Origin of the sequence: Mixta tenebrionis (genome assembly GCF_006517625.1) — a bacterium.
Taxonomy (GTDB): Bacteria; Pseudomonadota; Gammaproteobacteria; order Enterobacterales; family Enterobacteriaceae; genus Mixta; species Mixta tenebrionis.
The window spans coordinates 36,563-60,881 of sequence record NZ_VHQI01000012.1; the positions used below are offsets into that span (position 1 = coordinate 36,563).

General features: G+C 57.9%; 26 protein-coding genes and 1 pseudogene. 15 read left to right on the forward strand and 12 right to left on the reverse strand.

What is annotated here, in order from left to right; translation table 11 throughout:
- Nucleotides 1-118: 118 nt before the first annotated feature.
- From flgG to flgB, 6 genes are read right to left on the reverse strand one after another with little or no spacing between them, the layout of a single operon-like run.
- Entirely contained in the window at nt 119-901 is a 783-nt protein-coding gene (gene flgG, locus FKM52_RS17285) for a flagellar basal-body rod protein FlgG (protein ID WP_141177399.1), read from the reverse strand.
- A gap of 23 nt (nt 902-924) precedes the next feature.
- The gene (locus FKM52_RS17290; RefSeq protein ID WP_141177400.1) at nt 925-1,674 is read right to left on the reverse strand and encodes a flagellar basal body rod protein FlgF; all 750 of its coding nucleotides are present in this window, start codon (nt 1,672-1,674) and stop codon (nt 925-927) included.
- A gap of 12 nt (nt 1,675-1,686) precedes the next feature.
- Nucleotides 1,687-2,919, reverse strand: coding sequence for a flagellar hook protein FlgE (flgE, locus tag FKM52_RS17295; RefSeq protein ID WP_141177401.1), 1,233 nt, complete (start codon nt 2,917-2,919; stop codon nt 1,687-1,689).
- A 43-nt stretch (nt 2,920-2,962) separates the two neighbouring features.
- Entirely contained in the window at nt 2,963-3,634 is a 672-nt protein-coding gene (locus FKM52_RS17300; RefSeq protein WP_141177402.1) for a flagellar hook assembly protein FlgD, read from the reverse strand.
- An 11-nt stretch (nt 3,635-3,645) separates the two neighbouring features.
- Nucleotides 3,646-4,050 carry a flagellar basal body rod protein FlgC gene (flgC, locus tag FKM52_RS17305; RefSeq protein WP_141177403.1) on the reverse strand — a complete coding sequence of 135 codons (405 nt, stop codon included), beginning with the start codon at nt 4,048-4,050 and terminating at the stop codon, nt 3,646-3,648.
- Nucleotides 4,051-4,055: 5 nt separating this feature from the next.
- Nucleotides 4,056-4,469, reverse strand: a complete 414-nt coding sequence (gene flgB / locus FKM52_RS17310) for a flagellar basal body rod protein FlgB (protein ID WP_141177404.1) — start codon at nt 4,467-4,469, stop codon at nt 4,056-4,058.
- Nucleotides 4,470-4,725: 256 nt separating this feature from the next.
- On the opposite strand from flgB, the gene flgA reads away from it, so the two are divergent.
- From flgA to lldD, 6 genes are all read left to right on the forward strand, one after another.
- Complete coding sequence (gene flgA, locus FKM52_RS17315) at nt 4,726-5,415, forward strand: flagellar basal body P-ring formation chaperone FlgA (RefSeq protein WP_141177405.1); 690 nt, start codon at nt 4,726-4,728, stop codon at nt 5,413-5,415.
- An 81-nt stretch (nt 5,416-5,496) separates the two neighbouring features.
- A complete protein-coding gene (gene flgM, locus FKM52_RS17320) occupies nt 5,497-5,790 on the forward strand; it encodes a flagellar biosynthesis anti-sigma factor FlgM (protein WP_141177406.1) in 294 nt (97 codons plus the stop codon).
- Between the two features lie 16 nt (nt 5,791-5,806).
- Entirely contained in the window at nt 5,807-6,253 is a 447-nt protein-coding gene (locus FKM52_RS17325; protein WP_160251070.1) for a flagella synthesis protein FlgN, read from the forward strand.
- A gap of 330 nt (nt 6,254-6,583) precedes the next feature.
- Nucleotides 6,584-8,236, forward strand: a complete 1,653-nt coding sequence (lldP, locus tag FKM52_RS17330; protein ID WP_141177408.1) for an L-lactate permease — start codon at nt 6,584-6,586, stop codon at nt 8,234-8,236.
- Nucleotides 8,236-8,997, forward strand: coding sequence for a transcriptional regulator LldR (gene lldR, locus FKM52_RS17335; protein ID WP_141177486.1), 762 nt, complete (start codon nt 8,236-8,238; stop codon nt 8,995-8,997). The genes lldP and lldR overlap by 1 nt, the downstream gene beginning before the upstream one ends.
- A gap of 13 nt (nt 8,998-9,010) precedes the next feature.
- Complete coding sequence (gene lldD / locus FKM52_RS17340; protein WP_141177409.1) at nt 9,011-10,195, forward strand: FMN-dependent L-lactate dehydrogenase LldD; 1,185 nt, start codon at nt 9,011-9,013, stop codon at nt 10,193-10,195.
- A 60-nt stretch (nt 10,196-10,255) separates the two neighbouring features.
- Here the strand turns inward: lldD and dnaC are convergent, their stop codons facing one another.
- From dnaC to FKM52_RS17355, 3 genes are all read right to left on the reverse strand, one after another.
- A complete protein-coding gene (gene dnaC / locus FKM52_RS17345; protein WP_141177410.1) occupies nt 10,256-10,996 on the reverse strand; it encodes a replicative helicase loader DnaC in 741 nt (246 codons plus the stop codon).
- A complete protein-coding gene (gene dnaT / locus FKM52_RS17350) occupies nt 10,996-11,544 on the reverse strand; it encodes a primosomal protein DnaT (RefSeq protein ID WP_141177411.1) in 549 nt (182 codons plus the stop codon). The genes dnaC and dnaT overlap by 1 nt, the downstream gene beginning before the upstream one ends.
- A gap of 116 nt (nt 11,545-11,660) precedes the next feature.
- Entirely contained in the window at nt 11,661-12,296 is a 636-nt protein-coding gene (locus FKM52_RS17355; RefSeq protein ID WP_141177412.1) for a hypothetical protein, read from the reverse strand.
- A 241-nt stretch (nt 12,297-12,537) separates the two neighbouring features.
- Here FKM52_RS17355 and FKM52_RS17360 point away from each other — a divergent pair, with 241 nt between their 5' ends.
- Nucleotides 12,538-13,104, forward strand: a complete 567-nt coding sequence (locus FKM52_RS17360; protein WP_141177413.1) for a DNA-3-methyladenine glycosylase I — start codon at nt 12,538-12,540, stop codon at nt 13,102-13,104.
- Between the two features lie 110 nt (nt 13,105-13,214).
- A complete protein-coding gene (locus FKM52_RS17365) occupies nt 13,215-13,877 on the forward strand; it encodes an OmpA family lipoprotein (RefSeq protein ID WP_141177414.1) in 663 nt (220 codons plus the stop codon).
- 75 nt (nt 13,878-13,952) lie between these two features.
- Here the strand turns inward: FKM52_RS17365 and FKM52_RS17370 are convergent, their stop codons facing one another.
- Together FKM52_RS17370 and FKM52_RS17375 are read right to left on the reverse strand one after the other, a co-directional pair.
- Nucleotides 13,953-15,176 (reverse strand): MFS transporter, encoded by a 1,224-nt coding sequence (locus FKM52_RS17370; RefSeq protein ID WP_141177415.1) that lies wholly within the window; start codon nt 15,174-15,176, stop codon nt 13,953-13,955.
- Nucleotides 15,177-15,345: 169 nt separating this feature from the next.
- Nucleotides 15,346-15,474 (reverse strand): annotated as a pseudogene (locus tag FKM52_RS17375) (glutamine amidotransferase); the annotation flags it as partial.
- Between the two features lie 111 nt (nt 15,475-15,585).
- Here FKM52_RS17375 and FKM52_RS17380 point away from each other — a divergent pair.
- Nucleotides 15,586-16,611 carry a LacI family DNA-binding transcriptional regulator gene (locus tag FKM52_RS17380; protein WP_141177416.1) on the forward strand — a complete coding sequence of 342 codons (1,026 nt, stop codon included), beginning with the start codon at nt 15,586-15,588 and terminating at the stop codon, nt 16,609-16,611.
- Between the two features lie 249 nt (nt 16,612-16,860).
- On the opposite strand, the gene nudI is transcribed toward FKM52_RS17380, so the two are convergent.
- Nucleotides 16,861-17,286: a nucleoside triphosphatase NudI gene (nudI, locus tag FKM52_RS17385; protein ID WP_141177417.1), complete on the reverse strand. Its 426-nt coding sequence runs from the start codon at nt 17,284-17,286 to the stop codon at nt 16,861-16,863.
- A gap of 242 nt (nt 17,287-17,528) precedes the next feature.
- Between nudI and FKM52_RS17390 the strand changes: the two genes are divergently transcribed.
- The 6 genes from FKM52_RS17390 to FKM52_RS17415 all read left to right on the forward strand — a co-directional run bounded on the left by FKM52_RS17390 (nt 17,529) and on the right by FKM52_RS17415 (nt 24,303).
- Complete coding sequence (locus FKM52_RS17390) at nt 17,529-18,269, forward strand: sugar phosphate isomerase/epimerase family protein (protein WP_141177418.1); 741 nt, start codon at nt 17,529-17,531, stop codon at nt 18,267-18,269.
- Between the two features lie 3 nt (nt 18,270-18,272).
- On the forward strand, nt 18,273-19,232 hold the full coding sequence (locus FKM52_RS17395; RefSeq protein ID WP_141177419.1) for a sugar kinase: 960 nt from the start codon (nt 18,273-18,275) through the stop codon (nt 19,230-19,232).
- Between the two features lie 81 nt (nt 19,233-19,313).
- Nucleotides 19,314-20,600 (forward strand): MFS transporter, encoded by a 1,287-nt coding sequence (locus FKM52_RS17400; protein ID WP_141177420.1) that lies wholly within the window; start codon nt 19,314-19,316, stop codon nt 20,598-20,600.
- A gap of 141 nt (nt 20,601-20,741) precedes the next feature.
- Nucleotides 20,742-21,716: a glyoxylate/hydroxypyruvate reductase GhrB gene (gene ghrB, locus FKM52_RS17405; protein ID WP_141177421.1), complete on the forward strand. Its 975-nt coding sequence runs from the start codon at nt 20,742-20,744 to the stop codon at nt 21,714-21,716.
- A gap of 220 nt (nt 21,717-21,936) precedes the next feature.
- A complete protein-coding gene (locus FKM52_RS17410; protein WP_141177422.1) occupies nt 21,937-23,193 on the forward strand; it encodes a valine--pyruvate transaminase in 1,257 nt (418 codons plus the stop codon).
- 201 nt (nt 23,194-23,394) lie between these two features.
- Nucleotides 23,395-24,303, forward strand: coding sequence for an EamA family transporter (locus FKM52_RS17415; RefSeq protein ID WP_141177423.1), 909 nt, complete (start codon nt 23,395-23,397; stop codon nt 24,301-24,303).
- Nucleotides 24,304-24,319 lie beyond the last annotated feature (16 nt).

Here is a 24,319-nt window from a genome sequence, read left to right on the forward strand (position 1 = left end):
AGTAGCGCGGCGCGCGGCGGGTCGTGCGGATTCAGGCGGATTTATCATGATATTCACTACGGTAAGTACGGATGAAAGCGGGCGCGATCGTCAGATCGCCGCCCTGCTCCCGCTACGATCAGAGCTGTGCCAGACGCTGAAGCATCTGATCGGAGGTGGAGACCGCTTTGCTGTTGATTTCATAAGCGCGCTGCGTCTGGATCATATTGACCAGCTCTTCCGCAACGTTCACGTTGGAGGTTTCCACATAGCCCTGCTTCAGCGTGCCGCCGCCGTTCAGCCCCGGCGTGGTTTCATTCGGCGCGCCGGAAGACTGGGTTTCGCGATAGAGGTTTTCACCAATGCTTTCCAGACCGGAATCATTGATAAAGGTCGCCAGCGTTAGCTGTCCCACCTGCTGCGGCGCGGTCTGCCCGGCCTGGGTGACGCTCACCAGGCCATCGCTGCCGATGGTCAGGGTATCGGCATCCTGCGGCAGGGTAATCGCCGGCTGAATGGGATAGCCGTTAGCGGTCACCAGCTGGCCGTTCTGATCGATCTGAAACGCACCGTCGCGGGTGTAGGCGGTGGTGCCATCCGGCAGCAGCACCTGGAAGAAACCCTGCCCGCTGATGGCGACATCTTTAGAGTTGCTGGTTTGCGTCATGCCGCCCTGGCTATGAATACGCTCGGTGGCTACCGGACGCACGCCGGTACCTACCTGCAGGCCGGAAGGGATAGTGGTCTGTTCGGAAGATTGCGCGCCCGGCTGACGCAGCGTTTGGTAGAGCAGATCTTCGAATACCGCGCGCTGGCGCTTAAATCCGTTGGTGCTGACGTTCGCCAGGTTATTGGTAATGACGTCCATATTGGTCTGCTGCGCTTCCAGACCAGTTTTGGCAATCCATAAGGCACGCATCATGGCAGGCTTCTCCTTGCCGGTTATTAACTTAAGCTAAGCAGTTGGTTGGCGTTTTTTTCGTTTTCATTGACGGCGGCGATCACTTTCATCTGCATATCGAAGCCGCGCGCCGTGGAGATCATCTCCACCATCGCTTTCACCGGGCTGACGTTGCTGCTTTCCAGCGCGCCGGGCATCAGCCGCAGCTCAGGATCGGCAGGCAATACCGGATTTTCCTGCCGGGCAGGATCGACATGGAACAGGCCGTCGTCGCCGTTGCGCAGCAGATAAGGCTGCGCGGTAACCGTTTTCAGTCTTCCCACCAGCGCCAGCGCGGTTGGCTCATCGCCGGCGCCCAGCGCGGTCACGGAGCCGTCCGGCGCGATGGTAACCTGCGCCTGCGGCGGAATAGCGATGGGGCCGCCGTCGCCTATCAGCGGATAACCTCTGACGCGCAGCTGCCCTTCGCTATCAACTTCAATATTGCCGTCGCGCGTATAGGCTTCGCCGCCGTCAGGCAGCTGTACCGCCAGCCAGCCGTTCTGCGGCAGCGCCACGTCCAGGCTGCGCCCGGTCTGGTTAACCGCGCCCATGGTGTAGTCGTTGTAGGGCGTGGATTCCGTCGTCAGCACGCGCGTGGCGTCGCCGGGGCCGTTAACCGGCACCGCGCGGTAAGCGGTAAGCTGCGCGCGGAAGCCGTTAGTGGAGACGTTCGCCAGATTGTTCGCCGTAACGGCCTGCCGATTCAGCGCGGCGTTCGCCGCGCCCATGGCGGTATAAATAGCGCGATCCATAGCTTTCCGCCGTTAGCCGAGGTTCACCAGCGTCTGCAACAGTTCAGACTGGGTTTTGATCGTCTGAGAGTTAGACTGGTAGTTACGCTGGTAGACGATCATATTTACCATTTCCTGGCTCAGATCGACGTTAGACGCCTCTACCTTACCGCCATACAGGTTGCCCAGGTTGCCGGTGCCGGCCACGCCGATTGCCGGCTGACCGGAATCTGGCGTTTCCGTCCAGCAGTTGTTGCCGCTGGAAGCCAGGCCGCCGGCGTTAGTAAAGTTCGCCAGCACCACCTGGCCCAGCAGCTGCTGTTCGCCGTTGCTGTAGGCGGCCACAATCTGTCCGTTATCGCCCAGCGTATAGCCGTTCAGCGATCCCGGCGGATAGCCGTTGGTGCTGGGGTTGTCCATCGCGGTAGCCAGCGCCTGCTGGGTCATGCCCGCCATATCCAGCTCAAAATTCAATGCTTCCGCGCCGTTATAGGCGGAGCTGACCACGCCAATCTTGCCCGGATTCTGGTCATCAGTTACCAGCTGACCGGAGCTGTTAAACTTCAGGGTGGTTTCCTGATACTGCGTCTTGCCTGCAGCATCGACGACCGGCGCGGTGGCGTCGTTGGTATAGACTTTCCACTCGTTGGGGCCGGTTTTCACAAAGTAAGCGTTAACGGTATGGCGATTGCCGAGGCTGTCGTAGGCGGTCACCTGCGTTACCGAGTTGTAGCTTTCGCTCTTGGTCGGATCGAAGGCGATGCTGGGATCGATCGCTTCCGCCTCAGAATTCAGGTTGCCTTTTAACGTACCGCCGTCAGAGGCGCGGGCCGGCATCTGGCCGGTTGGAATCTGAATCGGGCCTACCGCGGCGCCGGGCTGAATGGCGGGCGGCGTGCCGGTCGCCTGATAACCGGTGAGCTGTAGCCCCATATCGTTGACGATATAGCCGTTTGCGTCTTTCTTAAACTGGCCGTTGCGGCTGTAGTAAACCTGACCGCCTTCACCAACCAGACGGAAGAAGCCGTTGCCCTGGATGCCCATATCCAGGCTGCTGCTGCCCTGGCTCAGCACGCCGTCGCTGAAGTTCTGTTTAACCCCGGCAACCTGCACGCCCATACCGATCTGGGAGCCGGCGAAAACGTCGGCAAAAGAGATGGAGCCGGATTTAAACCCAACGGTTTGGGAGTTGGCGATGTTGTTGCCGACAACGTCCAGCGCCTTTGACGCTGCGTTAAGTCCACTAAGACCTTGTGAAAAACTCATTCGTAACCTTCCTGGCCGCTAACAATCAATGCTGAAACAGTTATTACTCAACTAGATAGATATTGCCCAAGCTTGCGGTGCCGTTAACACCGAGCTGCAGAACGGCCTGTCCCTGAATCAGGGCAACGCCTTCAACTTTGGCACTTTTAAGCGAAACAATGACCGGGGAACCCTGAGCGTTCGTCGCGCTGTAGGTAACTTTATAACTCTCTTCGTTATCGAAGCCCGGCTTCGCCGGCTGGAAGCCGGTCAAATCTTTAAGGGTGTATTGATGTACGCCCGCCTCGACATCTTTTAACTCGGCGGTGTAGCTTTCACCGGCGCTATTGGTCAGCACCACCTTGACGCTGTCGGCGTCGTTGCCGAGCGCAAAGGCGAACTTGCCATCTTCAGACGTAACGTTGGTATCCCCTTCGATCAGAACGGTACGCCCAATCCACTGGGTAGTATTCAGCTGCTGCATATCCATCACCAGCTGGCCCACGCCGTTCATGGTGGTGTTCAGCTGCTGAACGCCCGCGGCAGTATTAAACTGCGCCAGCAGCGAGGTCAGCTGCGTGTTATCCATCGGGTTGGTGGGATCCTGGTTCTGCATCTGCGCCACGAGAAGATTCATAAAGTTATTGGTGATATCTTCAATCGAGGAGCCGTTGGAACTGGTAGCGCTGGCGCTGCTGGTAGCAGCATAGTTACTGGTAACTGGCGAAACGGCCATGGCAACTCTCCTTATTGACCAAGCGTCAGCGTTTTCATCATCATCGCCTTGGCGGTGTTCAACACCTCCACGTTGGCCTGATAGCTGCGTGAGGCGGAAATGGTGTTGACCATCTCATCCACCACGTTGACGTTCGGCATACGTATATAGCCTTTGGCATCCGCCAGAGGGTTGCCTGGTTCATAGACCAGACGATCCGGCGCGTTGCTTTCCACCACGTCGCTGACCCGCACGCCGCCAATTTCCTGGCCCGGCGCGCGATTAACCTGGAAAACTACCTGACGCGCGCGGTAGGGCGCGCTATCCGGCCCGGCAACGCTGTCAGCATTCGCCATATTACTGGCGCTGACGTTCAGCCTTTTGGACTGCGCCGTCATCGCCGATCCGGATATTTCAAAAATGCTGAATAAAGACATGACAATTAGCCCTGACCAATAACGCTCATCATCCCTTTAATCTGGGAACCGAGTATGGTTAAACTGGTTTGATATTTAATGTTATTGTCAGCGAAATTAACCCGCTCACGATCCATATCAACGGTATTGCCGTCAGCGCTTGGCTGATCGGGAATCCGGTATAATAATTCGGTCTGGTTAAACACCGTCGCCGTCGCCGGAATATGGCGGGAGGCGGTCAGGCTCAGCGACAACGGCTCAGTACGCTGGCGTTGCTGAGACACAGCCTGTTTAAGCTGTTGAGAAAAATCGATATCCCTGGCTAAATAACCCGGCGTATCGGCATTGGCGATATTCGAGGCTAAAATATCCTGCCGGCGGGTGAGTAAACTCAACGCTTCCTGCTGAAAAAATAGTGCCTTATCGAGTTTATCAATCATGACAAGACTGGCCTTATTACACGGAGATTAACGCAGAGGACTATAAAGGGGATCGTAAATAATCTATACCGTGAAAATCAGACAAATATTATAGCTTTTAAACGATTAATTAAGAAAAAGAGCGCTATGCGCTTAAATAGCGACATTAGCGTGAGCATTTAAGCCATTTATTTATGTCAGGTTAGCGCTACACTACGGACGACTCAGGCGAATAAATCATCTTATTCTCAATTATACTCACCGGGCCGGAATTAGCATGAAAACCAGATGTTATTACTGGCGAAAAACATTATTACTTTTATTTTTCATTTCTTTTACTTTATCGGCCCAGAATAAGAACGACGCGCTGACGGTAAAAATTAACCGGCTGTTAAACCTCAGCGGTAATGGCAGCCAGCAGCATATTACCCGGCACGCGGTGCTGTTAACCGCGCCGGAAAAGCTGGCGGCGCTGTGTGACGATCCGCAACTTTCCCTGAGCGGCGGCCAGCGTCTGACGGGCAACAGAACGGTTGTGGCGCAGTGCGGCGAGAAAAAGACCTTTATTCAGGTACGGATTGAGGCGGAAGGCGGATGGTGGGTCGCCGCGCGCGACCTGAAAGCAGGCAGCGTACTGAGCCAGCAGGATCTGGTCAGGCGCAGCGGTTCGCTGGCCAGCCTGCCGGCAGGCGTGCTGACGCAGCCGGAGCCGCTTAACGGCGCGGTGCTGACGCGCGCGTTACGCGCCGGACAGCCGCTAACCGAAAGCCAGCTGCGCAAAAGCTGGCGCGTTAAGCGCGGCGATGAGGTAGACGTTATCGCCTATGGCGCCGGGTTCCAGATCGTCGCCAAAGGCAAAGCGCTGGATAATGCGGCGGTCAACGGCGCGGTACGGATACGGATGAAATCGGGTCAGCTGGTAAACGGCAGCGTCAGTCAGGATGGCAGCGTGCGGATAAATTTATAGTAATATCTTTAGTTACCCGGAAAAATACCGATATTGATAATAACGCAAGATATTAATCACACAGGTTTCGGAGTAGACATTATGAGTATTAACCATCCGCTGAAAACGCAACCTGTTACGCCAGCCCAGCTTCATCAGGAAGTAAAACTGACCCAACGGCCTCTGGCGGACAACGTATCCAAAACCAGCCGCTCGCCGCAGCAAAACAGCGAGGTGAAGCTCAGCGCGCTGACGCAGCATATTAAAGATGACACCTCGCAGGACATTAATATGGAGCGCGTACAGCAGATTAAACAGGCGATTCGTAACGGCGAGCTGCAAATGGACAGCGATAAAATCGCCAATGCGCTGCTGCAACATATCCTTAGCGAGTAATTACACCGAAACAAACATGGAAAATCTGGCAACGACCTTAGAAAAATTGCAGGAAGCGCTGCACGAGCTGGAGACGGTACTGGCGGAAGAAATTAAGCAGCTGAGCGGCGCGCGCGTCGATCCCGTTGCGCTCCAGCATCTTTCCGATGCGAAAAGCCGTCTGCTGTCGACGGTGGCCTTTTACGACGAACAGCGCAAGCAGCAGGAAGATCGACTGCAGCTGTTTGCGCCCTACACCGCTCAGGCAACGCTGGCGGCACGCTGGGCGCAAATGATGCCGGTGATTAAAAAATCCAGCGAAATGAATTATCAAACCAGCCAGCTGCTGGAAATGCATATGCAGAAAGCGCAGCAGTTTGCGCGCGCGATGGAAAAAACGGCGGTAGCGGCGCCGAAGCTCTATAACGCGGGCGGGCAGTCGGAAAATAAAGGCACGTCGCGTTCTTACAACATTATTATATAAAAGTAGCGATCCTCTCTTGTGTGATTTGCCGGCTTTTCCTCGCGGAAAAGCTTTTTTTTTGCCGCGCGCTGCCCGTCCCTCATCCTCCCCTGTCAGGCGCGGCGACAATTATTTACGCTGACTTTTCCTAAATTGGTCCTACCAAAAACACTGCTTTGTGATGTCTCTTCCAGCCTGAATTGAAGGCGTTACCTAAATATTGCAATTACTCCGCTCCGGGCAAACAATTATTTAACATTTTAGCGCCTTTTGGTCAGACCAGATTATGGCAGACCAGGACGTTTTTTACGCCGCGCCGCTGGCAGGCCAACGCTCAGGAGAAGTAGGTTTATGCAAAACTGGCAGCAATGGTACGATCCGCTGAATAATATCTGGCTGTCGAGCCTGATTGCGGCGCTTCCGATTATCTTCTTCTTTTTCGCCCTGACGCGGCTACGGATGAAAGGCTGGCTGGCTGGCACCATTACGGTGCTGATCGCCCTTGCCGTGGCGCTGCTGTTTTACCGCATGCCGTTTGATAAGGCGCTCGCCTCCGCCGTTTACGGCTTCTTTTACGGGCTTTGGCCGATCGCCTGGATTATCGTTGCCGCGGTATTCGTCTATAAAATCACCGTAAAAACCGGCCAGTTCGATATTATCCGCAACTCCATCCTTTCCATTACCGAAGATCAGCGCCTGCAAATGCTGATCGTCGGCTTCGCCTTCGGATCCTTTCTGGAAGGCGCCGCCGGCTTCGGCGCGCCGGTGGCGATTACCGCCGCGCTGCTGGTCGGGCTGGGCTTTAAGCCGGTTTACGCCGCCGGGCTGTGTTTGATCGTTAATACCGCGCCGGTCGCTTTTGGCGCGATGGGTATTCCAGTTATCGTCGCCGGTCAGGTCACCGGCGTCGATGCGATGGCTATCAGCCAGATGGCGGGACGGCAGCTTCCCTTCCTTACCCTGATCGTGCTGTTCTGGGTGATGGCGATTATGGATGGCTGGCGCGGCGTGAAGGAGACCTGGCCGGCGGTAGTGGTTTCCGGCGGCTCTTTTGCCATTGCGCAATTCCTGACCTCAAACTTTCTCGGCCCGGAGCTGCCGGACGTGATTTCCGCACTGGTTTCCCTGCTCTGCCTGACGCTGTTTCTGCGCGTCTGGCGGCCGCAACGTATTTTCCGCTTCGACGGCGATCGGCAAAGCGGCGCCGCAGCGCGGGGCCTGACCCGCTACGGCGCCGCTCAGGTTATTCGCGCCTGGATGCCGTTCCTGTTTTTAACCATCACCGTAACGCTCTGGAGCATACCGCCGTTTAAGGCGCTGTTTGCTCCCGGCGGCGCATTCTATGACTGGGTGCTGAGCTTTAACGTCCCCTTCCTGCATCAGCAGGTGATCAAGATGCCGCCGGTGGTCGCCGCCGCCACGCCGTACGCCGCGATCTACAAGCTCGACTGGCTCTCCGCTACCGGCACCGCCATTTTTATCGCCGCGCTGCTGTCGGTTGTCTGGCTGCGCATGCGCCCTGCCCAGGCGATCGGCGCCTTTGGCGAAACCCTGCGCGAGCTGGCGCTGCCCATCTATTCGATCGGCGCCGTGCTGGCCTTTGCTTTTATCTCCAACTATTCCGGCCTTTCCGCCACCCTGGCGCTGGCGCTGGCCCATACCGGCAACGCCTTTACTTTCTTTTCACCGTTCCTCGGCTGGCTGGGCGTGTTCCTGACCGGTTCCGATACCTCATCCAACGCGCTGTTCGCCGCATTGCAGGCCACTACCGCGCAGCAGATCGGCGTGCCGGAAGTGCTGCTGGTCGCCGCCAATACTACCGGCGGCGTAACCGGCAAAATGATCTCGCCGCAGTCGATCGCTATCGCCTGCGCCGCGGTGGGGCTGGTGGGCAAAGAGGCCGATCTGTTCCGCTTTACCGTTAAGCACAGTCTGATCTTTACCTGCATCGTCGGCGTGATGACGTCGCTACAGGCCTGGGTCTTCCCGTGGATGATTCCGTAATGGGCGAGGAAAGGCGATTGGCGGATATTCTGGCGGAGCGGCTGCGCCACTTAATTACCGAGCAGCGGCTGCGGCCCGGCGAGCGGCTGCCCGCGGAGCGTCAGCTGGCGCAGCAGCTGACGGTCTCCCGCTCTTCGCTGCGCGAGGCGCTGCAAAAGCTGATTAGCGAAGGGGTGCTGATCAGCCGACGCGGCGGCGGCAACTTTATCGCCGAACAGAGCGCCGGCTGGTCGGAGGCCAGCCTGGTGATGCCGCTCAGCACGCTGCTGGCCGACGATCCCGGCTACCGCTACGACGTGCTGGAAGCGCGCATCGCCATTGAATCCAGCACCGCCTGGCATGCGGCGCGGCGGGCCACCGCTGAGGATAAAGCGCATATCGCGCGCTGCTATCAGGCGACGCTGCAAATCAGCGATCGCGATGACCCGGATCTCGCCGCTCACGCCGACGTGCGTTTCCATCTGGCGATTGCCGAAGCGGCGCATAACCTGGTGCTGCTACAGGCGATGCGCGGCCTGTTCGATCTGCTGCAGTCGTCGGTGATGCAGAGCCGCCAGCGCATGTATACCGCGCCGGAAATTTTCCGCCAGCTGGCGGTACAGCATCAGGCGATATGTCAGGCCATCGTCGGGGGCGACGCCGATCGGGCGCGCAGCGCCACCATCCACCATCTTGAATTTGTCGACGCCACCATGCGCAGCCTGCATGAGGAAGAGGCGCGACGGGCGCGCAGTATGCGCATCCCTGACAGTAATATGTAAGCGAGGAAAAACCGTGATTATCTCATCCGCAAAAGATTACCGCGCCGCGGCGAAAGCAAAGGTGCCGCCGTTTCTGTTCCACTACGCCGATGGCGGCGCCTATGACGAATATACCCTCAGGCGCAACAGCGAAGACCTGGCGCAGATCGCGCTGCGTCAGCGTATTTTACGCAATATGTCGGCGCTGAATCTGGAAACCAAACTGTTTAACGAGACGCTGGCGATGCCGGTAGCGCTGGCGCCGGTGGGGCTGTGCGGCATGTACGCGCGACGCGGCGAGGTGCAGGCGGCCAGCGCCGCCGATAAAAAAGGCATCCCCTTTACCCTCTCTACCGTTTCGCTCTGCCCGATTGAGGAAGTCGCCCCGGCGATGAAGCGCCCGATGTGGTTCCAGCTCTACGTGCTGCGCGATCGCGGCTTTATGCGCAACGTGCTGGAGCGGGCGCAGGCGGCGGGCTGCTCGACGCTGGTGTTTACCGTGGATATGCCGGTGCCGGGCGCGCGCTATCGCGATGCGCACTCCGGCATGAGCGGCCCGAACGCGGCGATGCGGCGCTATCTGCAGTCGGCGCTCTATCCGCAGTGGGCCTGGGATGTCGGTATTAATGGCCGCCCGCACGATCTCGGCAATATCTCCGCTTATCGCGGTGAGCCGACCAAACTGGAAGATTATATCGGCTGGCTGGGCAATAATTTCGATCCCTCTATTTCCTGGCGCGATCTGGAGTGGATTCGCGACTTCTGGAAAGGCCCGATGGTAATTAAAGGCATTCTCGACCCGGAAGATGCGCGCGATGCGGTGCGCTTCGGCGCGGACGGCATTGTGGTTTCCAACCACGGCGGACGCCAGCTGGACGGCGTACTCTCTTCAGCACGCGCGCTGCCGGCTATCGCCGACGCGGTAAAAGGCGATCTGGCGATTCTGGCGGACGGCGGCGTGCGCAGCGGGCTGGACGTGGTGCGGATGATTGCGCTGGGCGCGGATACCGTGCTGCTGGGGCGCGCGTTTCTTTATGCGCTGGCAGCGGCGGGCGAAGCGGGCGTAACCAACCTGCTGAATCTGTTTGAGAAGGAGATGCGGGTGGCGATGACGCTGACCGGCGCACGGACGATTGCTGAGATTACCCGCGATTCGCTGGTGCAGGCGGTCTCGCCGATGCGGCCCGATGCGCTGGCTGACGCGGTAGCGAACGGCTGAAAACCGCCTGCGCGGCCGGGCGTGCGGCGGCTTCGCTTGATCGCTTTTGCTGCGGCGGGATTAATATTCGTTGCCGACCACGCGGCCACGATAGCTGTCCCAGTTAAAGGTGACCCACAGGCTCTGGCCCAGGCGCATGCGATCCATCACCCGCTCGCCCAGCAGTTTTACCATCTCGGCGTGATTCAGGTTGGTCAGCATACCGGTAGGCCGCTTGGAGGAGGAGCGACGATCGACGATCTGGTTGATAATCACCTTCTCATAGCGCGATTCGGTCTGCATGCCGATTTCATCAATCACCAGCAGATCGACGGTGCTGAAATCGTGCAGCAGATGCTCCTCCGTGCGATCGCTGCCGCCGCTGAAGGTGCCTTTAATAATCGACATCAGGTCGGCGACGGTGACGATCAGCACGCTTTTGCCGCTGAGGATCAGGTGATTGCCGATCGCCGCCGCCAGATGATTTTTCCCGGTGCCGGGGCGCCCGGAAAAGACAAAGCTGGCGATGCTGCGCTCAAAATCATCGGCGTAGCGCCGCGCCTGTTCCAGCGCCTTGCGCTGGCCTTCGTTCTCTACCCGATAATTATCGAACGAGCAGTTCATATGCAGTTCGCGAATGCCTGAACGTCCAAGGATGCGCTGCATTTTCATCGCGCGGTTTTCGCGCGCGATCGCCTCGGAGCGCAGCCTTCCCTGTTCCTGATTCCATGCCAGCAGCTCTTCGCCGCTGCGGAATTTCGGCTGGATATGAGCGGGCATCAGCCGGTGCAGGCGATTAAATAACTCGGCGGGCGTTTTCATTATTCACCTCGGAAACCATCGGGAATGGTACGATCGGGTTCGGGCAGCTGATTCACGTCGCGCGCGGCGCGGCTGCCGCTTACCGCCCGGCTCTGCTGCACGCTACGCGCCAGCTTTTGCTGCCACTGTACGTGATGGAAGGGGCGTCCGTCAGCCTGCCACCAGGCGATAAAAGAGGCCAGCTCGGCAGGCGTCACCGGCTCGCTCAGCGCGATGCCCCAGATGGCCGCCTGGCGCTGAAAATCCGCGTCCGGCCGCCAGCCGGCGTACATCATAAATTTACCCGCCGGTATCTGCGGCGCAGCCGCATAAGCGGGAGATTCATCGTAGAGCTGTTCATCCAGCGTCACGTCGCTGCGCGGCAGCCGGGCCGCCGCCTCCAGCTCCAGCAGCTGCGCCAGGCGTTCAGGCGAAAGCGCATAGAGCACCGGCGCATTATTATCAAAGACCGCGACCGCGCCCGCTTCCGCAGAAGAGAGCGCGGCGACCGGATCCTGACGAAACGCCTCAAGGCCGATAACGGTGGAGGTTAAGATCTTGACAGACATGGTAAATTCCGGATTACATTGCAGGCGAAACCTAACGGGCCGCCGTAGCGGCCGCGACAGTCTCTAGTCTATCAAGTTTAGCGGCGGGAATCGCCTGTTGCGTAGCGCCCTGTTCGTCAGGCGAGGTTGGATGTCGCCGCTTTTCGCCGAAGCAGATCCCAAAGATAGTGCAAGCTGGCAAGCAGGCAGAAGCTGTAGCCCAGCAGTTCGGTACTCTCTTCCGCCATATTTTTTACCGTGCGGTTATAGCCATCCAGCATCAGCGTTTCCCACAGCTCATGCATGCCGAACAGGCGCGAGAAAACCAGCACCGTCAGCAGGCCGGCCGCCATCATGTTCCAGCAGGGGTGATGCAGAAAGTGAACCAGCCCGGAGAGCGAAGCGGCGGGATGCAGCACTGCCTGCCACAGGCAGAGAGCGGTTACCGCCAGCGCAAACCAAACCCAGGCGCCGTGAAAAATCTGGTCAAACAGAAAATCCATTTCGCGGATCAGCATACAGGCGAAGAATCCGCCGATCAGTATCAGGCTGTGGCGCAGCGCTTCGCCCTGCCGAAAAGCGGTAAAAAAGAATGCCAGCGCTATCGCGCCGAGAAATGCCTCCTGAAAAACTTCGGTAAACGAGGTTTCATGCAGCGCATCCTGCATCCAGTGAACATCAATGAAAACCAGCCCCATCATCAAAGCAATAAAAAGCGCGCAGCTTAAAAAGAGAACAAATTTTAACGCGATAGTTTTTATATCGTCAGACATGTAATTTCCCTGAAAATGATTAGCGCGCTGATTATAAGTATGAGTAATCAACAAATTTCTCATTTTATGCCTTCGGAGGTGAAGAAATGGGGCGGTTTTAGCGCCGCCAGCCAATAACCATAGCATAAGAAAGGTTAATGACTCAGTCTGGCCGCCCCGACGCGACGCGGTTGGGCGTGCGCCGTATGGCAAACGTGATAGCATGGGGCGCTAATGATATCGCCAGAAAAGGAGAGCCGTTATGCAACGCTGTGGCTGGGTCACTGCCGATCCGCTTTATCAGGAATATCACGATAAGGAGTGGGGCACGCCGCAGATGCGCAACGCGGCGCTGTTTGAGATGCTGTGCCTGGAAGGGCAGCAGGCGGGCCTGTCGTGGATTACCGTGCTGAAAAAGCGCGCAAACTATCGCGCCGCTTTTCATCAGTTCGCACCGCAGGCGATCGCGCCGATGAGCGCAGAGGATATCAACCGGCTGATGCAGGACAGCGGGCTGATCCGCCATCGCGGCAAGCTGGAAGCTATCGTCGCTAACGCGCGCGCTTATCTGACGATGCAGGAAAACGGCGAGGACTTCGCCCAGTTTGTCTGGGCGTTTGTCGATGGTCAGCCGCAAATCAGCCATTTCAGCGATTACCGTGAGGCGCCGACGCAAACTCCCGCTTCCGTCGCGTTGTCAAAAGCGTTGAAAAAGCGCGGCTTTAAGTTCGTCGGCCCCACCACCTGTTACTCTTTTATGCAGGCGTGCGGGCTGGTTAACGATCATGTTGTCGGCTGTTTTCGTCATCCCGCGCGAACCCTTGAGTAGCCGGATACAAATCTGAGGAAATTCCTGGATATTTTTTGCTGTCTTACGCGGCATGATTGCCGCTTGCAGCGAGTGCGCCTGTAAAAAAAAGTTTTCCAAAGGAAATAAAGATGAAAAAAAGCATTATTGCTCTGTCACTATTACTGAGCGGCACCATTGCCCTCTCTGGCTGTACCACTAATCCCTACACCGGCGAATCGCAGGCGGGCAAATCGGGCATCGGCGCAAGCGTTGGCGCGCTGGTTGGCGCCGGCGTTGGCGTGCTCTCCTCGTCCAAGAAAGATCGCGGCAAAGGCGCGCTGATTGGCGCGGCCTCCGGCGCGGCGCTGGGCGGCGGCCTGGGTTATTATATGGATGTGCAGGAAGCGAAGCTGCGTGACAAAATGCGCGGCACCGGCGTTAGCGTAACGCGCAACGGCGACAACATTATTCTTAATATGCCGAATAACGTAACGTTCGACAGCAGCAGCAGCACGCTGAAGCCTGCCGGCGCGCAAACGCTGACCGGCGTAGCGATGGTGCTGAAAGAGTATCCGAAAACCGCGGTGAACGTTATCGGCTATACCGACAGCACCGGTACGCGCGCGCTGAATATGCGTCTCTCCCAGCAGCGTGCCGACAGCGTCGCCAGCGCGCTGATCCTGCAGGGCGTCGCCAGCGGCCGCGTTCGCACCGGCGGCATGGGCCCGGATAATCCGATCGCCAGCAACAGCACGGAAGAAGGTAAAGCGCAGAACCGCCGCGTTGAAATTACCCTCAGCCCGCTCTCTTAATCCTTGCTTTCAGGGGCAGCGCGCTGCCCCTTTTCTTGCGTATTTATCACCCTGTCTGCCGTCGTTCCGACAGCGTTAATGACTTTTCTTCACTCTGGTTTCCGGCATCAGCAGCGTCGCCAACCCCAGCAATGGCAGCCAGGCACAGGCTTCGTAAACGGACGTAATGCCGTACAGATCGGCCAGCTTGCCCAGCCCCGCCGCGGCAATGCCGCCCACGCCGAACATGGTGCCGAACATAATGCCGGAGACCATCCCGGTACGGCCCGGCACCACTTCCTGCGCGTAGACCACCAGCGCGGCGAAGGCCGAGGAGAGAATAATGCCAATCAGGATAGTCAGCGCCACCGTCCAGAACAGGTTGACGTGCGGCAGCATCAGGGCAAACGGAATCACGCCGAGGAAAGAGATCCAGATAACCGATTTACGTCCGATGCGATCGCCGATGGGGCCGCCGGCGAAGGTGCCGACGGCCACCGAGACCAGAAAGGCGAACAGACAGAACTGCGCCTGCTCAACCGGCAGATCGAAGCGCTGCACCAGATAAAAGGTGTAATAGTTGCTGATAGAGGCGATGTAGCTGAACTTGGCGAACAGCAGCACGCCCACCACGCTCAGCGCCAGTATCACGCGGCCGCGTGAAAGCGCCGGCCCGGTTAACGTCTGGCTCTGCATACGGGCGTGGCCGTGAGAAACCGACCACTTGCTGACTTTCGACAGCACAAAAATAGCCACCAGCGCAATCAGCATCAGCCACGCCAGCGAGGTCTGGCCATGCGGGATAATCAGCAGCGCCGCCAGCAGCGGGCCGAATGCCGTTCCGGCGTTGCCGCCGACCTGGAAACAGGACTGCGCGGTGCCAAAGCGCCCGCCGGAAGCCATGCGCGCCACGCGGGACGCTTCCGGGTGGAAAGTAGAGGAACCGACGCCAATTAGCGCCGAAGAGAGCAGCAGCAGGTTATAGGAGCCGGCAATCGACATCAGGCCGATCCCCGCCAGCGTAACCGCCATACCCGCCGGCAGCAGGAACGGCATCGGACGCTTATCGGTAAACAGGCCAACCCAGGGTTGCAGCAGCGAAGCGGTAATCTGATAGACCAGCGCAATCAGGCCGATCTGCGTGTAGCTCAGGGCATAGCTCGCCTTTAGTAAAGGATAAATCGCTGGCAACGTTGCCTGAATCATATCGTTGCAGGCGTGGGAAACGGCTACCGCGCCAACCACAGACATCAGGAAGCCGTTGGCATCCGTATGAGCATGCGTCGGCGCAGCTTTGCTGGTTTTTAAATCATATGACATGGGGTTTTTACCGTCAGAACGTGACGTCTCTCAGTTATCTAATCGTTAGTCAGGTCGCGAAGGGTACAGATCGGAAGCCGCAGGCCGCATCACCCGGCAAAGGTTGCCCTGCACTCCATTGACTGAACCCGTTGCCCGGTACTCAGAGGCGAATTACCGGAAAGGGCAATCAGACCTGCGCAGCAGTATAACGCGCTTCCCGTCGGTCTAAAAAAGCAAACAGCTTTTGATTCATTTCACTATAGTCATCAGCCAGGCATTCTTCCGACGCGCGGACGCCGCAAAATGCAGCGGCGCGGCGCTGGCGGCGCACTAAACTGTGCGATGGATAACGGCCTGTCCCGCTATGCTAACGACAAAATATTGGCTGTGTTAGTCTCTTGGGATAACCGTGGAGTAAAGGACAGAGATGAAGCATAAGGCCGCACGCGCCACTATTAGCGATGTTGCTAAAGCAGCAAAAACCGGAAAAACCAGCGTTTCCCGCTATCTTAACGGCGAGCATCATGCACTGTCGCCCGATTTAAAGCAGCGCATCGAGCAGGCGATTGCCGCGCTTAACTATCGCCCCAACCAGATGGCGCGCGGCCTGAAGCGGGGCCGCACGCGTCTGATCGGCCTGATTATCGCTGATATTACCAATCCCTATTCAGTAGACGTGCTGTGCGGCATTGAAGCCGCCTGCCGCGCCGGCGGTTTCACGCTGCTGGTATGTAATACCAATAATGAGATCGATCAGGAGCAGCACTATCTGCAGCTGCTGAGCAGCTACCAGGTTGAAGGGGTGGTGGTTAACGCCGTCGGCATGCGCGAGGAAGCGCTGAATCGGCTGCAGCAGTCGCTGCTGCCGATGGTGCTGATCGACCGTAAAATTCCCGATTTTTCCTGTGACGTAGTCGGTCTTGACAACAGGCAGGCAGCAACCGACGCCACCGAACATCTGGTAAATAACGGCTACCGCGCCCTGCTGTTTCTCAGCGAGCCGATCGGCATGGTGAATACCCGCCTTGAGCGTTTACAGGCGTTCCGCCAGAGCTGCGCCCGCTATCCGGAGGTGGTCAGTGAAAATGCTGAGGCGGCGCTTAGCGACAGCGGCGCGCTGGAGCGCATCATCCTGGATTTTTACCAGCGCCACGGCGATCGTCACGCCGCGCTGATCGTTGCCAACGGCGCGCTGACCCTTCAGGTGGCGCGCGCCATGCGGCGGCTTGGCCTGGAGTGGGGCCGCACGATGGGCCTGGTGGGCTTTGACGAGCTGGAGTGGGCGGAGCTGGCCGGCGACGGCATTACCACGCTGAAGCAGCCCACCTGGCAGATTGGCTATGCGGCGCTGGAGCGCGTGATCCAGCGTATCGAGGGCGAGGCCGCGCCGGTGCAGGAGCAAACCTTTCAGGGCGAGCTGGTGGTACGCGGCTCTTCGCGCGCGCTGGCCTGAGCCGGGCTTTACTGCGGCGCAGCCAGAAGCGGTTATTGAAGCCGCCATTGCATATAATTTTGCTTATGCTGAACTGATAAATTTTTAAGGATAAAAATTGATGAAAGTAAGCGAGGAAGCCCTGTTGAGGTCTGGATACGGACATTCAGACCTTCAGAAAGTTAAAAGCCAGTAATTTTAAAGGCCGCCGGGATGAAAAGACGCGTATTTTCACCTTCTGGAGCCGATCGCCCTGTATATATCAGGCCGTTACAGCAGCCCCTTCTGCGCGAAGGTAATACGGGTGGCTTCGTTCAGATCCTTCTCTTTCAACGCTTCTGCCGAGACCCATGCGACTTCCTGAAACTCTTCGTTAAAGGTAATCTCGCGGTTAGCGCTGATACAATCAAAAATCAGGTAAATCATATAGATCTCTTCAGTGGAACCGTCCGGGTAGGTTTTGACCCGCACGTCATCGCGAAAAGCCCAGGGCTTAATCGTGCTGATTTCCAGCGCCGCGCCCAACTCTTCCGCAATCTCACGTCTTAGCGCCGCCTCGATAGTTTCGCCCGGCTCCATGCCCCCGCCCGGCAAGGCCCACTGGCCTGGAAAAACGCCGCGATCGCCAGCCATTTTACACAGCAGAAAGTCCCCTCCATTCTGGATAATCGGACAAACAATAATTCTCTGACGCATATTCTCTCCACCAGTTAGATTAGCCGTAGCTTCCAGGCAAGGCGCTATCGCTACTGCAAAACGGTATAAACCCTACTTTTACTACGCCTGCTTTGACACTGATAAATCGGACAATGCCTGGCATAAAATAGTTACATCGTGAGCGCGATCATAATTTTGTACTTCCGCCCTTTGCTTTGGAACCGGTTCCATTTAATTTCCACCGCGAGAGGGCTTTCCTGTAAACGCCCCCGGAGGAAAAAATGAAACCTGAAATTATTGTGGTGACTACCGCTTATGGTCATCAGCAAGTGGGCGATCTCGGCGGGCAACGCGCCCTGCTGCCGATCGTTGCCGACGCAGGCGCTGACGGCGTGGAAATTCGCCGTGAGCTACTGACCGAACCTGAACTACAACAGCTTTCTCACCTGGCGCAGGCCGTTAACGAACATCAGCTCTACGCTTTTTACTCTGTTCCTGACGCGCTGTTCAGCGAAAATGGCCAGCTCAATGCGCAGCTGGGCCGCTATTTTCAGGAGGCGGAGCAGCTGGGCGCGCGTCTGCTGAAGCTATCGCTGGGCCACTATCGCCCCGGCGCGGATATCAGCGAGCTGCAGACGCTGCAGCAGCAGAGCGCGGTGCGGCTGGTGGTGGAAAACGACCAGACCAACTGCGGCAAGCTGGAAGCGATGGCCGCATTCTTCGAACAGAGCGGCTTTACCGGCGGCATGACGTTCGATACCGGCAACTGGCTGTGGACCGGCGATGACGCCAGCGCCGCTGCGCATCGCCTTGCCCGCTACGTCAGCTATATTCATGTGAAAGCGGCTGTTCCTCACCGTGATAGTTTTCGAGCCATCGCGCTCGACGACGCGGACGATAGCTGGCGCACATTAACAGGACTGCTGCCCGGCGACCTGCCGCGCGGTATTGAATTTCCACTGGAAGGCGACGATCTGGTTGCCGTGACGCGCCACTACGTTGACCTGCTGCGTGAGGAGTAATTTATGAGCACTTATACCCATCAAAACGGAACTTTAGATGTTGTGACCATCGGTGAAGCGATGGCGCTGTTTGTCGCTTGCGAAACCGGCGATTTGGCCGCTGTTGAAAACTTTACCAAACGGATCGCCGGCGCCGAGCTGAACGTAGCGATCGGCCTGGCGCGTCTCGGCCTGAAAGTGGGCTGGGTAAGCCGCGTCGGCGATGACGCTTTTGGCCGCTTTACCCGCCAACAGCTGGCGAAAGAGGGCGTCGATCATCAGCGCGTTACCAGCGATAATCGCTTCCCCACCGGCTTCCAGCTGAAATCAAAAGTCGAAGATGGTTCCGATCCGGCGGTGGAATATTTCCGTCGCGGCTCGGCCGCCAGCCACCTTTCCGTGGCCGATTTCGACCGCGACTATTTCGGCTCCGCGCGCCATCTGCACCTGAGCGGCGTGGCCGCCGCGCTCTCGCCGACCTCGCTGGAACTGCTGAACCATACGGCGCAGGAAATGCGCGCGATGGGTAAAACCATCTCCTTCGATCCTAACCTGCGTCCGGTACTGTGGCCGAGCGAGCAGGAAATGGTGAAACAGCTCAACAATCTCGCCTTCCAGGCGGACTGGGTGCTGCCGGGTGAAAAAGAGGGGCTGATCCTCACCGGTCATCGCCAGCCGGAAGCTATCGCTGATTTCTACCTGGATAAAGGCGTGAAGACGGTAATCATTAAAACCGGCAGCGAAGGCGCCTGGTATAAAACCGCCGACGGCGAAAAAGGCCAGGTGGCGGCGATTCGCGTGGAAAACGTGGTGGATACCGTAGGCGCAGGCGACGGTTTCGCCGTAGGCGTAATCAGCGCGCTGCTGGAAGGCAAAACGCTTCCGCAGGCAATCCGCCGCGGCAATAAGATCGGCTCGCTGGCGATCCAGGTGATCGGCGACAGCGAAGGCCTGCCGACGCGCGACGGCCTGGGCGAAGAGTGAGCATCATCCTGACGTAATGTAAAACGCTGCACATCGATGACGTTGTCATCAGAATATGCGCCCTCAACAGAGGAATAGCTCATGAATAAGCAGACAATCGCGCCAAAACGTTGGTGGTATATCATTCTCATCATCTTTATTACCTACAGCCTGGCGTACCTCGACCGCGCGAACTTCAGCTTCGCTTCGGCGGCGGGGATTAATGAAGATTTAGGCATTACCAAAGGGATGTCATCCCTGCTGGGCGCCCTGTTTTTTCTCGGCTATTTTTTCTTTCAGATTCCAGGCGCGGTTTATGCAGAGCGCCGCAGCGTTAAAAAACTGGTGTTCTGGTGCCTGATACTGTGGGGCGTGTGCGCATCGCTGACCGGCGTGGTGAGTAATATCCCCATGCTGGCGGCGATCCGCTTTATTCTTGGCGTGGTGGAAGCCGCGGTAATGCCGGCGATGCTGATCTATATCAGCAACTGGTTTACCAAATCGGAACGTTCACGCGCCAATACTTTCCTGATCTTAGGCAATCCGGTTACCGTGCTCTGGATGTCTATTGTCTCCGGCTATTTGATCAACGCCTTCGGCTGGCGCGAGATGTTTATTTTTGAAGGCATCCCGGCAGTTATCTGGGCGGTGCTGTGGTGGTTTCTGGTGCAGGATAAACCCTCGCAGGCGCGCTGGCTGAGCGATGCCGAGAAAGCCGCCTTACAGGAGCAGCTACGCAAAGAGCAGGAGGGCATCAAGGCGGTACGCAACTACCGCGAGGCCTTTAAATCACGCAATGTGATTATCCTTTGCGTACAGTATTTCGCCTGGAGCATCGGCGTTTACGGTTTCGTACTCTGGCTGCCCTCTATTCTGCGCAACGGCACGCAGATGGGCATGGTGGAAGCGGGCTGGCTTTCGGCGGCGCCTTATCTGGCGGCCACCGTAGCGATGCTGGTGGTTTCCTGGTGCTCTGACCGCATGCAAAACCGCAAGCTGTTCGTCTGGCCGCTGCTGTTAATCGGCGCGCTGGCATTCCTCGGTTCATGGCTGGTGGGTTCCAGCAACTTCTGGCTCTCTTACGGCCTGCTGGTAGTGGCCGGCGCGGCGATGTATGCGCCTTATGGCCCCTTCTTCGCCATTATTCCTGAGATGCTGCCGCGCAACGTGGCCGGCGGCGCAATGGCGCTGATCAACAGCATGGGCGCGCTCGGTTCTTTTGTCGGCTCGTGGATTGTCGGCTATCTTAACGGAGCGACCGGCAGCCCTTCCGCCTCCTATATTTTTATGGGCGCGGCGCTGCTGGTGTCCGTCTGGCTGACGCTAATTGTGAAGCCGGCGGAGAACCAGCAGCCCTCCTCGCCGGACCGCGCGGCAAAACACGCCTGATGCGTCACGCCCTGAGGCCGGACCGGCAATAGCTCACCGCGCAGCGCATGCAGGCTGCGCGCTGTTAGTCTTGTCAGCACGCTAAGCGACATTGTCGCATCGCCTCTTTTTGTGTTACCGCGCAAGCGGATGGAGCCTGAGATGAAGCCTGAAGTATTACTGTACAAACCCCTGCCTGACGATTTACGCGCCCGTCTTGATGAGCATTTTACCGTAACCGTGATTAAAGATTTGACGCTGGAAAATGCCGATCGGCAGGCGGATGCCTTTGCGCGCGCGGAGGGCATTATCGGCTCCAGCAGCAAAGTGGATGCCGCGCTGCTGGCAAAGCTGCCGAAGCTACGCGCTGCCTCAACGATTTCCGTCGGCTATGACAATTTTGACCTCGATGCCCTGAATCAGCGTGGCGTGGTGCTAATGCATACGCCGACCGTACTGACCGAAACCGTCGCCGATACCATGATGGCGCTGGTACTTTCCAGCGCGCGCCGCGTGGTTGAGGTAGCCGAACGGGTTAAAGCAGGCGAATGGCGCGGCAGCATTGGCCCCGACTGGTTTGGCACCGACGTACATCATAAAAAAATGGGTATCCTCGGTATGGGGCGTATCGGCCTGGCGCTGGCGCAGCGCGCGCATCACGGCTTTGGTATGTCAATTCTGTATAACGCGCGTAAACATCATGAAGAAGCCGAATCACGCTTTAACGCCCGGTATTGCGATCTTGATACGCTGCTGCGCGAAGCTGATTTTCTCTGCATCAGCCTGCCGCTGACTGAACAGACGCATCATATGATTGGCCGTGAGCAGCTGGCGAAAATGAAGCCGGACGCTATTTTAATCAACGCGGGCCGTGGCCCGGTGGTAGATGAGCAGGCGCTGATTGAGGCGTTGCAAAACCAGACCATTCGCGGCGCCGGGCTGGATGTATTTGAGCAGGAGCCGCTGCCGGTGGACTCACCGCTGCTGAAGCTGCCCGGCGTGGTAGCGCTGCCGCACATCGGCTCCGCCACGCATGAAACCCGCTACGGCATGGCGCGCGACGCCGTTGATAATCTGATTGCCGCGCTGTCGGGCAAGGTAGAGAAAAACTGCGTCAATCCGCAGGTACTGCGTTAAACAAGCGGCGCCAGCCGCCCGCTGTAAGACAGGGCGATCGCCGGCAAACGACGATCGCCCGCTCAGCATTTTCTGCGTCCCGCCAGATCAACCTGATGTATTTACTGCTAAAATTCTGAGATAGCTGTTTAACTTCCCTTTTCCGCCGCGTGCGGTTTGCATCCCTGCACGGCTGACGGTAAGGTGGAGCTTACTTGTCAATTACATTTGATTTACAGCTATGAGCTTTTCTCTGTTCGGTGACAAATTTACCCGTCATAGCGGCATTGCCCGTTTGATGGAAGATATGGGCGCAGGGCTGCGCGATGCCAAAACGGTCATGCTGGGCGGCGGCAATCCGGCGCAAATCCCCGCCATGAATGATTATTTTCACCAGCTGCTGTCGCAGATGCAGCAGGAAGGCAAGCTGACCGAAGCGCTGTGCAATTACGATGGCCCGCGCGGCAAGGCGGTGTTGCTGGATGCGCTGGCGGCGCTGCTGAGCAAAACGCTGGGCTGGCCGATCACCGCCAAAAACCTGGCGCTGACCAACGGCAGCCAGAGCGCCTTTTTCTATCTGTTTAACCTCTACGCCGGGCGCTGCGCCGATGGCGCCACCAGGCGCGTGCTCTTTCCGCTGGCGCCGGAATATCTGGGCTATGCCGATGCCGGGCTGGACGAAGACCTGTTTGTCTCCGCCCGTCCCCATATTGAGCGGTTGCCGCAGGGGCTGTTTAAATATCATATCGATTTCGATCATCTGCCGATAACGGCAGAAACCGGCCTGATTTGCGTCTCGCGCCCCACCAACCCCACCGGCAACGTCATTACTGATGAAGAGCTGCGGCGGCTGGATCGGCTGGCGCAACAGCACCATATCCCGCTGCTGATCGATAATGCCTACGGCCTGCCCTTTCCCGGCATTATTTTCAGCGAGGCGCGCCCGCTGTGGAACCCCAATATTATTCTCTGCATGAGCCTGTCGAAGCTTGGCCTGCCCGGCTCGCGCTGCGGCATTATCCTTGCCGATGAGAAGGTAATCGACGCTATCGGCAATATGAACGGCATTATCAGCCTGGCGCCCGGCAGCATTGGCCCGGCCATTGCGGTGGAGATGATTCAGCGCGGCGATCTGCTGCGGCTGTCGGAAACGGTGATTAAGCCCTTTTACCGTCAGCGCGTACAGGAGGCGATCGCCATTATTCGCCGCTATCTGCCGGAGGAGCGCTGTCTGATCCATAAACCGGAAGGCGCTATTTTTCTCTGGCTGTGGTTTCAGGATCTGCCGATTACGACCGAAACGCTCTATCAGCGCCTGAAGCAGCGTGGAGTATTAATGGTGCCGGGACACTTCTTTTTCCCCGGTCTGGCGCAGGAGTGGCCGCATACTCATCAATGTATGCGGATGAATTATGTGCCGGATAACGAGAAGATTGAGCAGGGCGTCAGGATTCTGGCTGAAGAGATCGAACGCGCCCACGCCGAGGCTATCGCGTAACGCCCACCCGCCGGCATCACTTTCCGGCGCAGCTCAGGCAAATAACCGTCGCCGCAGCTGCGCCCCAGGCCTCCGCCGCTGGCGTCCGCCATCCTTTACCTGCCCAACAATTAGCATTACGCCCCCTCTGTCGCTGTCAAACTGCCAATGCTGAGAGTATGTTAATTAAAAGTTTATTTATTTTGACTGGCAGGAGAGAAGATGAGGGTAAAAGATCTGTTGCTGGCGCTCTGCGTGGTGGTCGCCTGGGGCATTAACTTTGTGGTGATTAAGGTGGGGCTGCACGGTATGCCGCCGTTCCTGCTGGCGGGACTGCGTTTTTCGCTGGTGGCGCTGCCGGCGATCTTTTTTGTGCCGCCGCCGCGTATTCCGCTGCGCTGGCTGGCGCTGTATGGGTTAACCATCAGCTTCGGCCAGTTCGGCTTTTTGTTTTTAGCCATCAAGCTGGGAATGCCCGCCGGGCTGGCCTCGCTGGTGTTGCAGGCGCAGGCGTTTTTTACCCTGCTGCTTGGCGCGCTGCTGCTGGCGGAATCGCTGAAATGGCATCATATCGCCGGGATCGCCATTGCGGCGGGCGGCATGTTTTTGCTGGCGATATCGGGTACCGGCAGCGCCGCCGGCGTGACCCTGACCACCATGCTGTTGACGCTGGCCGCCGCGCTCTGTTGGGGGCTGGGCAATATCACTAATAAAGTCATTATGCGCCGCGGCAACGTGCCGATTATGTCGCTGGTAGTCTGGAGCGCGCTGGTGCCCATCGCGCCCTTTTTTCTCTGTTCCTGGCTGTTTGAAGGGCGTGATGCGATAACCGACAGCCTGATGCATATCACTCTGTCGACGGTGCTGGCGCTGATTTATCTGGCGTTTATCGCCACTATCGTAGGCTACGCCATCTGGGGCACCCTGCTGGGCCGCTACGAAACCTGGCGTGTGGCGCCGCTCTCGCTGCTGGTGCCGGTGGTAGGCATTCTCAGCGCCGCGCTACTGCTGGGCGAAAGGCTCAGCTTACCGCAGCTGGCGGGAGCGGCAGCAATCGTGCTGGGACTGCTGATGAATATGTTTGGCGGCCGGTTAACTTCATGGCGCATGGCGCGCGCGCCGCAGGAGTAGCGGAACGCGGATACAA

Excerpts from the sequence above, each read along its gene's own strand:
- flgG (WP_141177399.1), bottom strand. The coding sequence starts at position 901 with ATGATGCGTGCCTTATGGATTGCCAAAACTGGTCTGGAAGCGCAGCAG.
- FKM52_RS17290 (WP_141177400.1), bottom strand. The coding sequence starts at position 1,674 with ATGGATCGCGCTATTTATACCGCCATGGGCGCGGCGAACGCCGCGCTG.
- flgE (WP_141177401.1), bottom strand. The coding sequence starts at position 2,919 with ATGAGTTTTTCACAAGGTCTTAGTGGACTTAACGCAGCGTCAAAGGCG.
- FKM52_RS17300 (WP_141177402.1), bottom strand. The coding sequence starts at position 3,634 with ATGGCCGTTTCGCCAGTTACCAGTAACTATGCTGCTACCAGCAGCGCC.
- flgC (WP_141177403.1), bottom strand. The coding sequence starts at position 4,050 with ATGTCTTTATTCAGCATTTTTGAAATATCCGGATCGGCGATGACGGCG.
- flgB (WP_141177404.1), bottom strand. The coding sequence starts at position 4,469 with ATGATTGATAAACTCGATAAGGCACTATTTTTTCAGCAGGAAGCGTTG.
- flgA (WP_141177405.1), top strand. The coding sequence starts at position 4,726 with ATGAAAACCAGATGTTATTACTGGCGAAAAACATTATTACTTTTATTT.
- flgM (WP_141177406.1), top strand. The coding sequence starts at position 5,497 with ATGAGTATTAACCATCCGCTGAAAACGCAACCTGTTACGCCAGCCCAG.
- FKM52_RS17325 (WP_160251070.1), top strand. The coding sequence starts at position 5,807 with ATGGAAAATCTGGCAACGACCTTAGAAAAATTGCAGGAAGCGCTGCAC.
- lldP (WP_141177408.1), top strand. The coding sequence starts at position 6,584 with ATGCAAAACTGGCAGCAATGGTACGATCCGCTGAATAATATCTGGCTG.
- lldR (WP_141177486.1), top strand. The coding sequence starts at position 8,236 with ATGGGCGAGGAAAGGCGATTGGCGGATATTCTGGCGGAGCGGCTGCGC.
- dnaC (WP_141177410.1), bottom strand. The coding sequence starts at position 10,996 with ATGAAAACGCCCGCCGAGTTATTTAATCGCCTGCACCGGCTGATGCCC.
- dnaT (WP_141177411.1), bottom strand. The coding sequence starts at position 11,544 with ATGTCTGTCAAGATCTTAACCTCCACCGTTATCGGCCTTGAGGCGTTT.
- FKM52_RS17355 (WP_141177412.1), bottom strand. The coding sequence starts at position 12,296 with ATGTCTGACGATATAAAAACTATCGCGTTAAAATTTGTTCTCTTTTTA.
- FKM52_RS17360 (WP_141177413.1), top strand. The coding sequence starts at position 12,538 with ATGCAACGCTGTGGCTGGGTCACTGCCGATCCGCTTTATCAGGAATAT.
- FKM52_RS17365 (WP_141177414.1), top strand. The coding sequence starts at position 13,215 with ATGAAAAAAAGCATTATTGCTCTGTCACTATTACTGAGCGGCACCATT.
- FKM52_RS17370 (WP_141177415.1), bottom strand. The coding sequence starts at position 15,176 with ATGTCATATGATTTAAAAACCAGCAAAGCTGCGCCGACGCATGCTCAT.
- FKM52_RS17380 (WP_141177416.1), top strand. The coding sequence starts at position 15,586 with ATGAAGCATAAGGCCGCACGCGCCACTATTAGCGATGTTGCTAAAGCA.
- nudI (WP_141177417.1), bottom strand. The coding sequence starts at position 17,286 with ATGCGTCAGAGAATTATTGTTTGTCCGATTATCCAGAATGGAGGGGAC.
- FKM52_RS17390 (WP_141177418.1), top strand. The coding sequence starts at position 17,529 with ATGAAACCTGAAATTATTGTGGTGACTACCGCTTATGGTCATCAGCAA.
- FKM52_RS17395 (WP_141177419.1), top strand. The coding sequence starts at position 18,273 with ATGAGCACTTATACCCATCAAAACGGAACTTTAGATGTTGTGACCATC.
- FKM52_RS17400 (WP_141177420.1), top strand. The coding sequence starts at position 19,314 with ATGAATAAGCAGACAATCGCGCCAAAACGTTGGTGGTATATCATTCTC.
- ghrB (WP_141177421.1), top strand. The coding sequence starts at position 20,742 with ATGAAGCCTGAAGTATTACTGTACAAACCCCTGCCTGACGATTTACGC.
- FKM52_RS17410 (WP_141177422.1), top strand. The coding sequence starts at position 21,937 with ATGAGCTTTTCTCTGTTCGGTGACAAATTTACCCGTCATAGCGGCATT.
- FKM52_RS17415 (WP_141177423.1), top strand. The coding sequence starts at position 23,395 with ATGAGGGTAAAAGATCTGTTGCTGGCGCTCTGCGTGGTGGTCGCCTGG.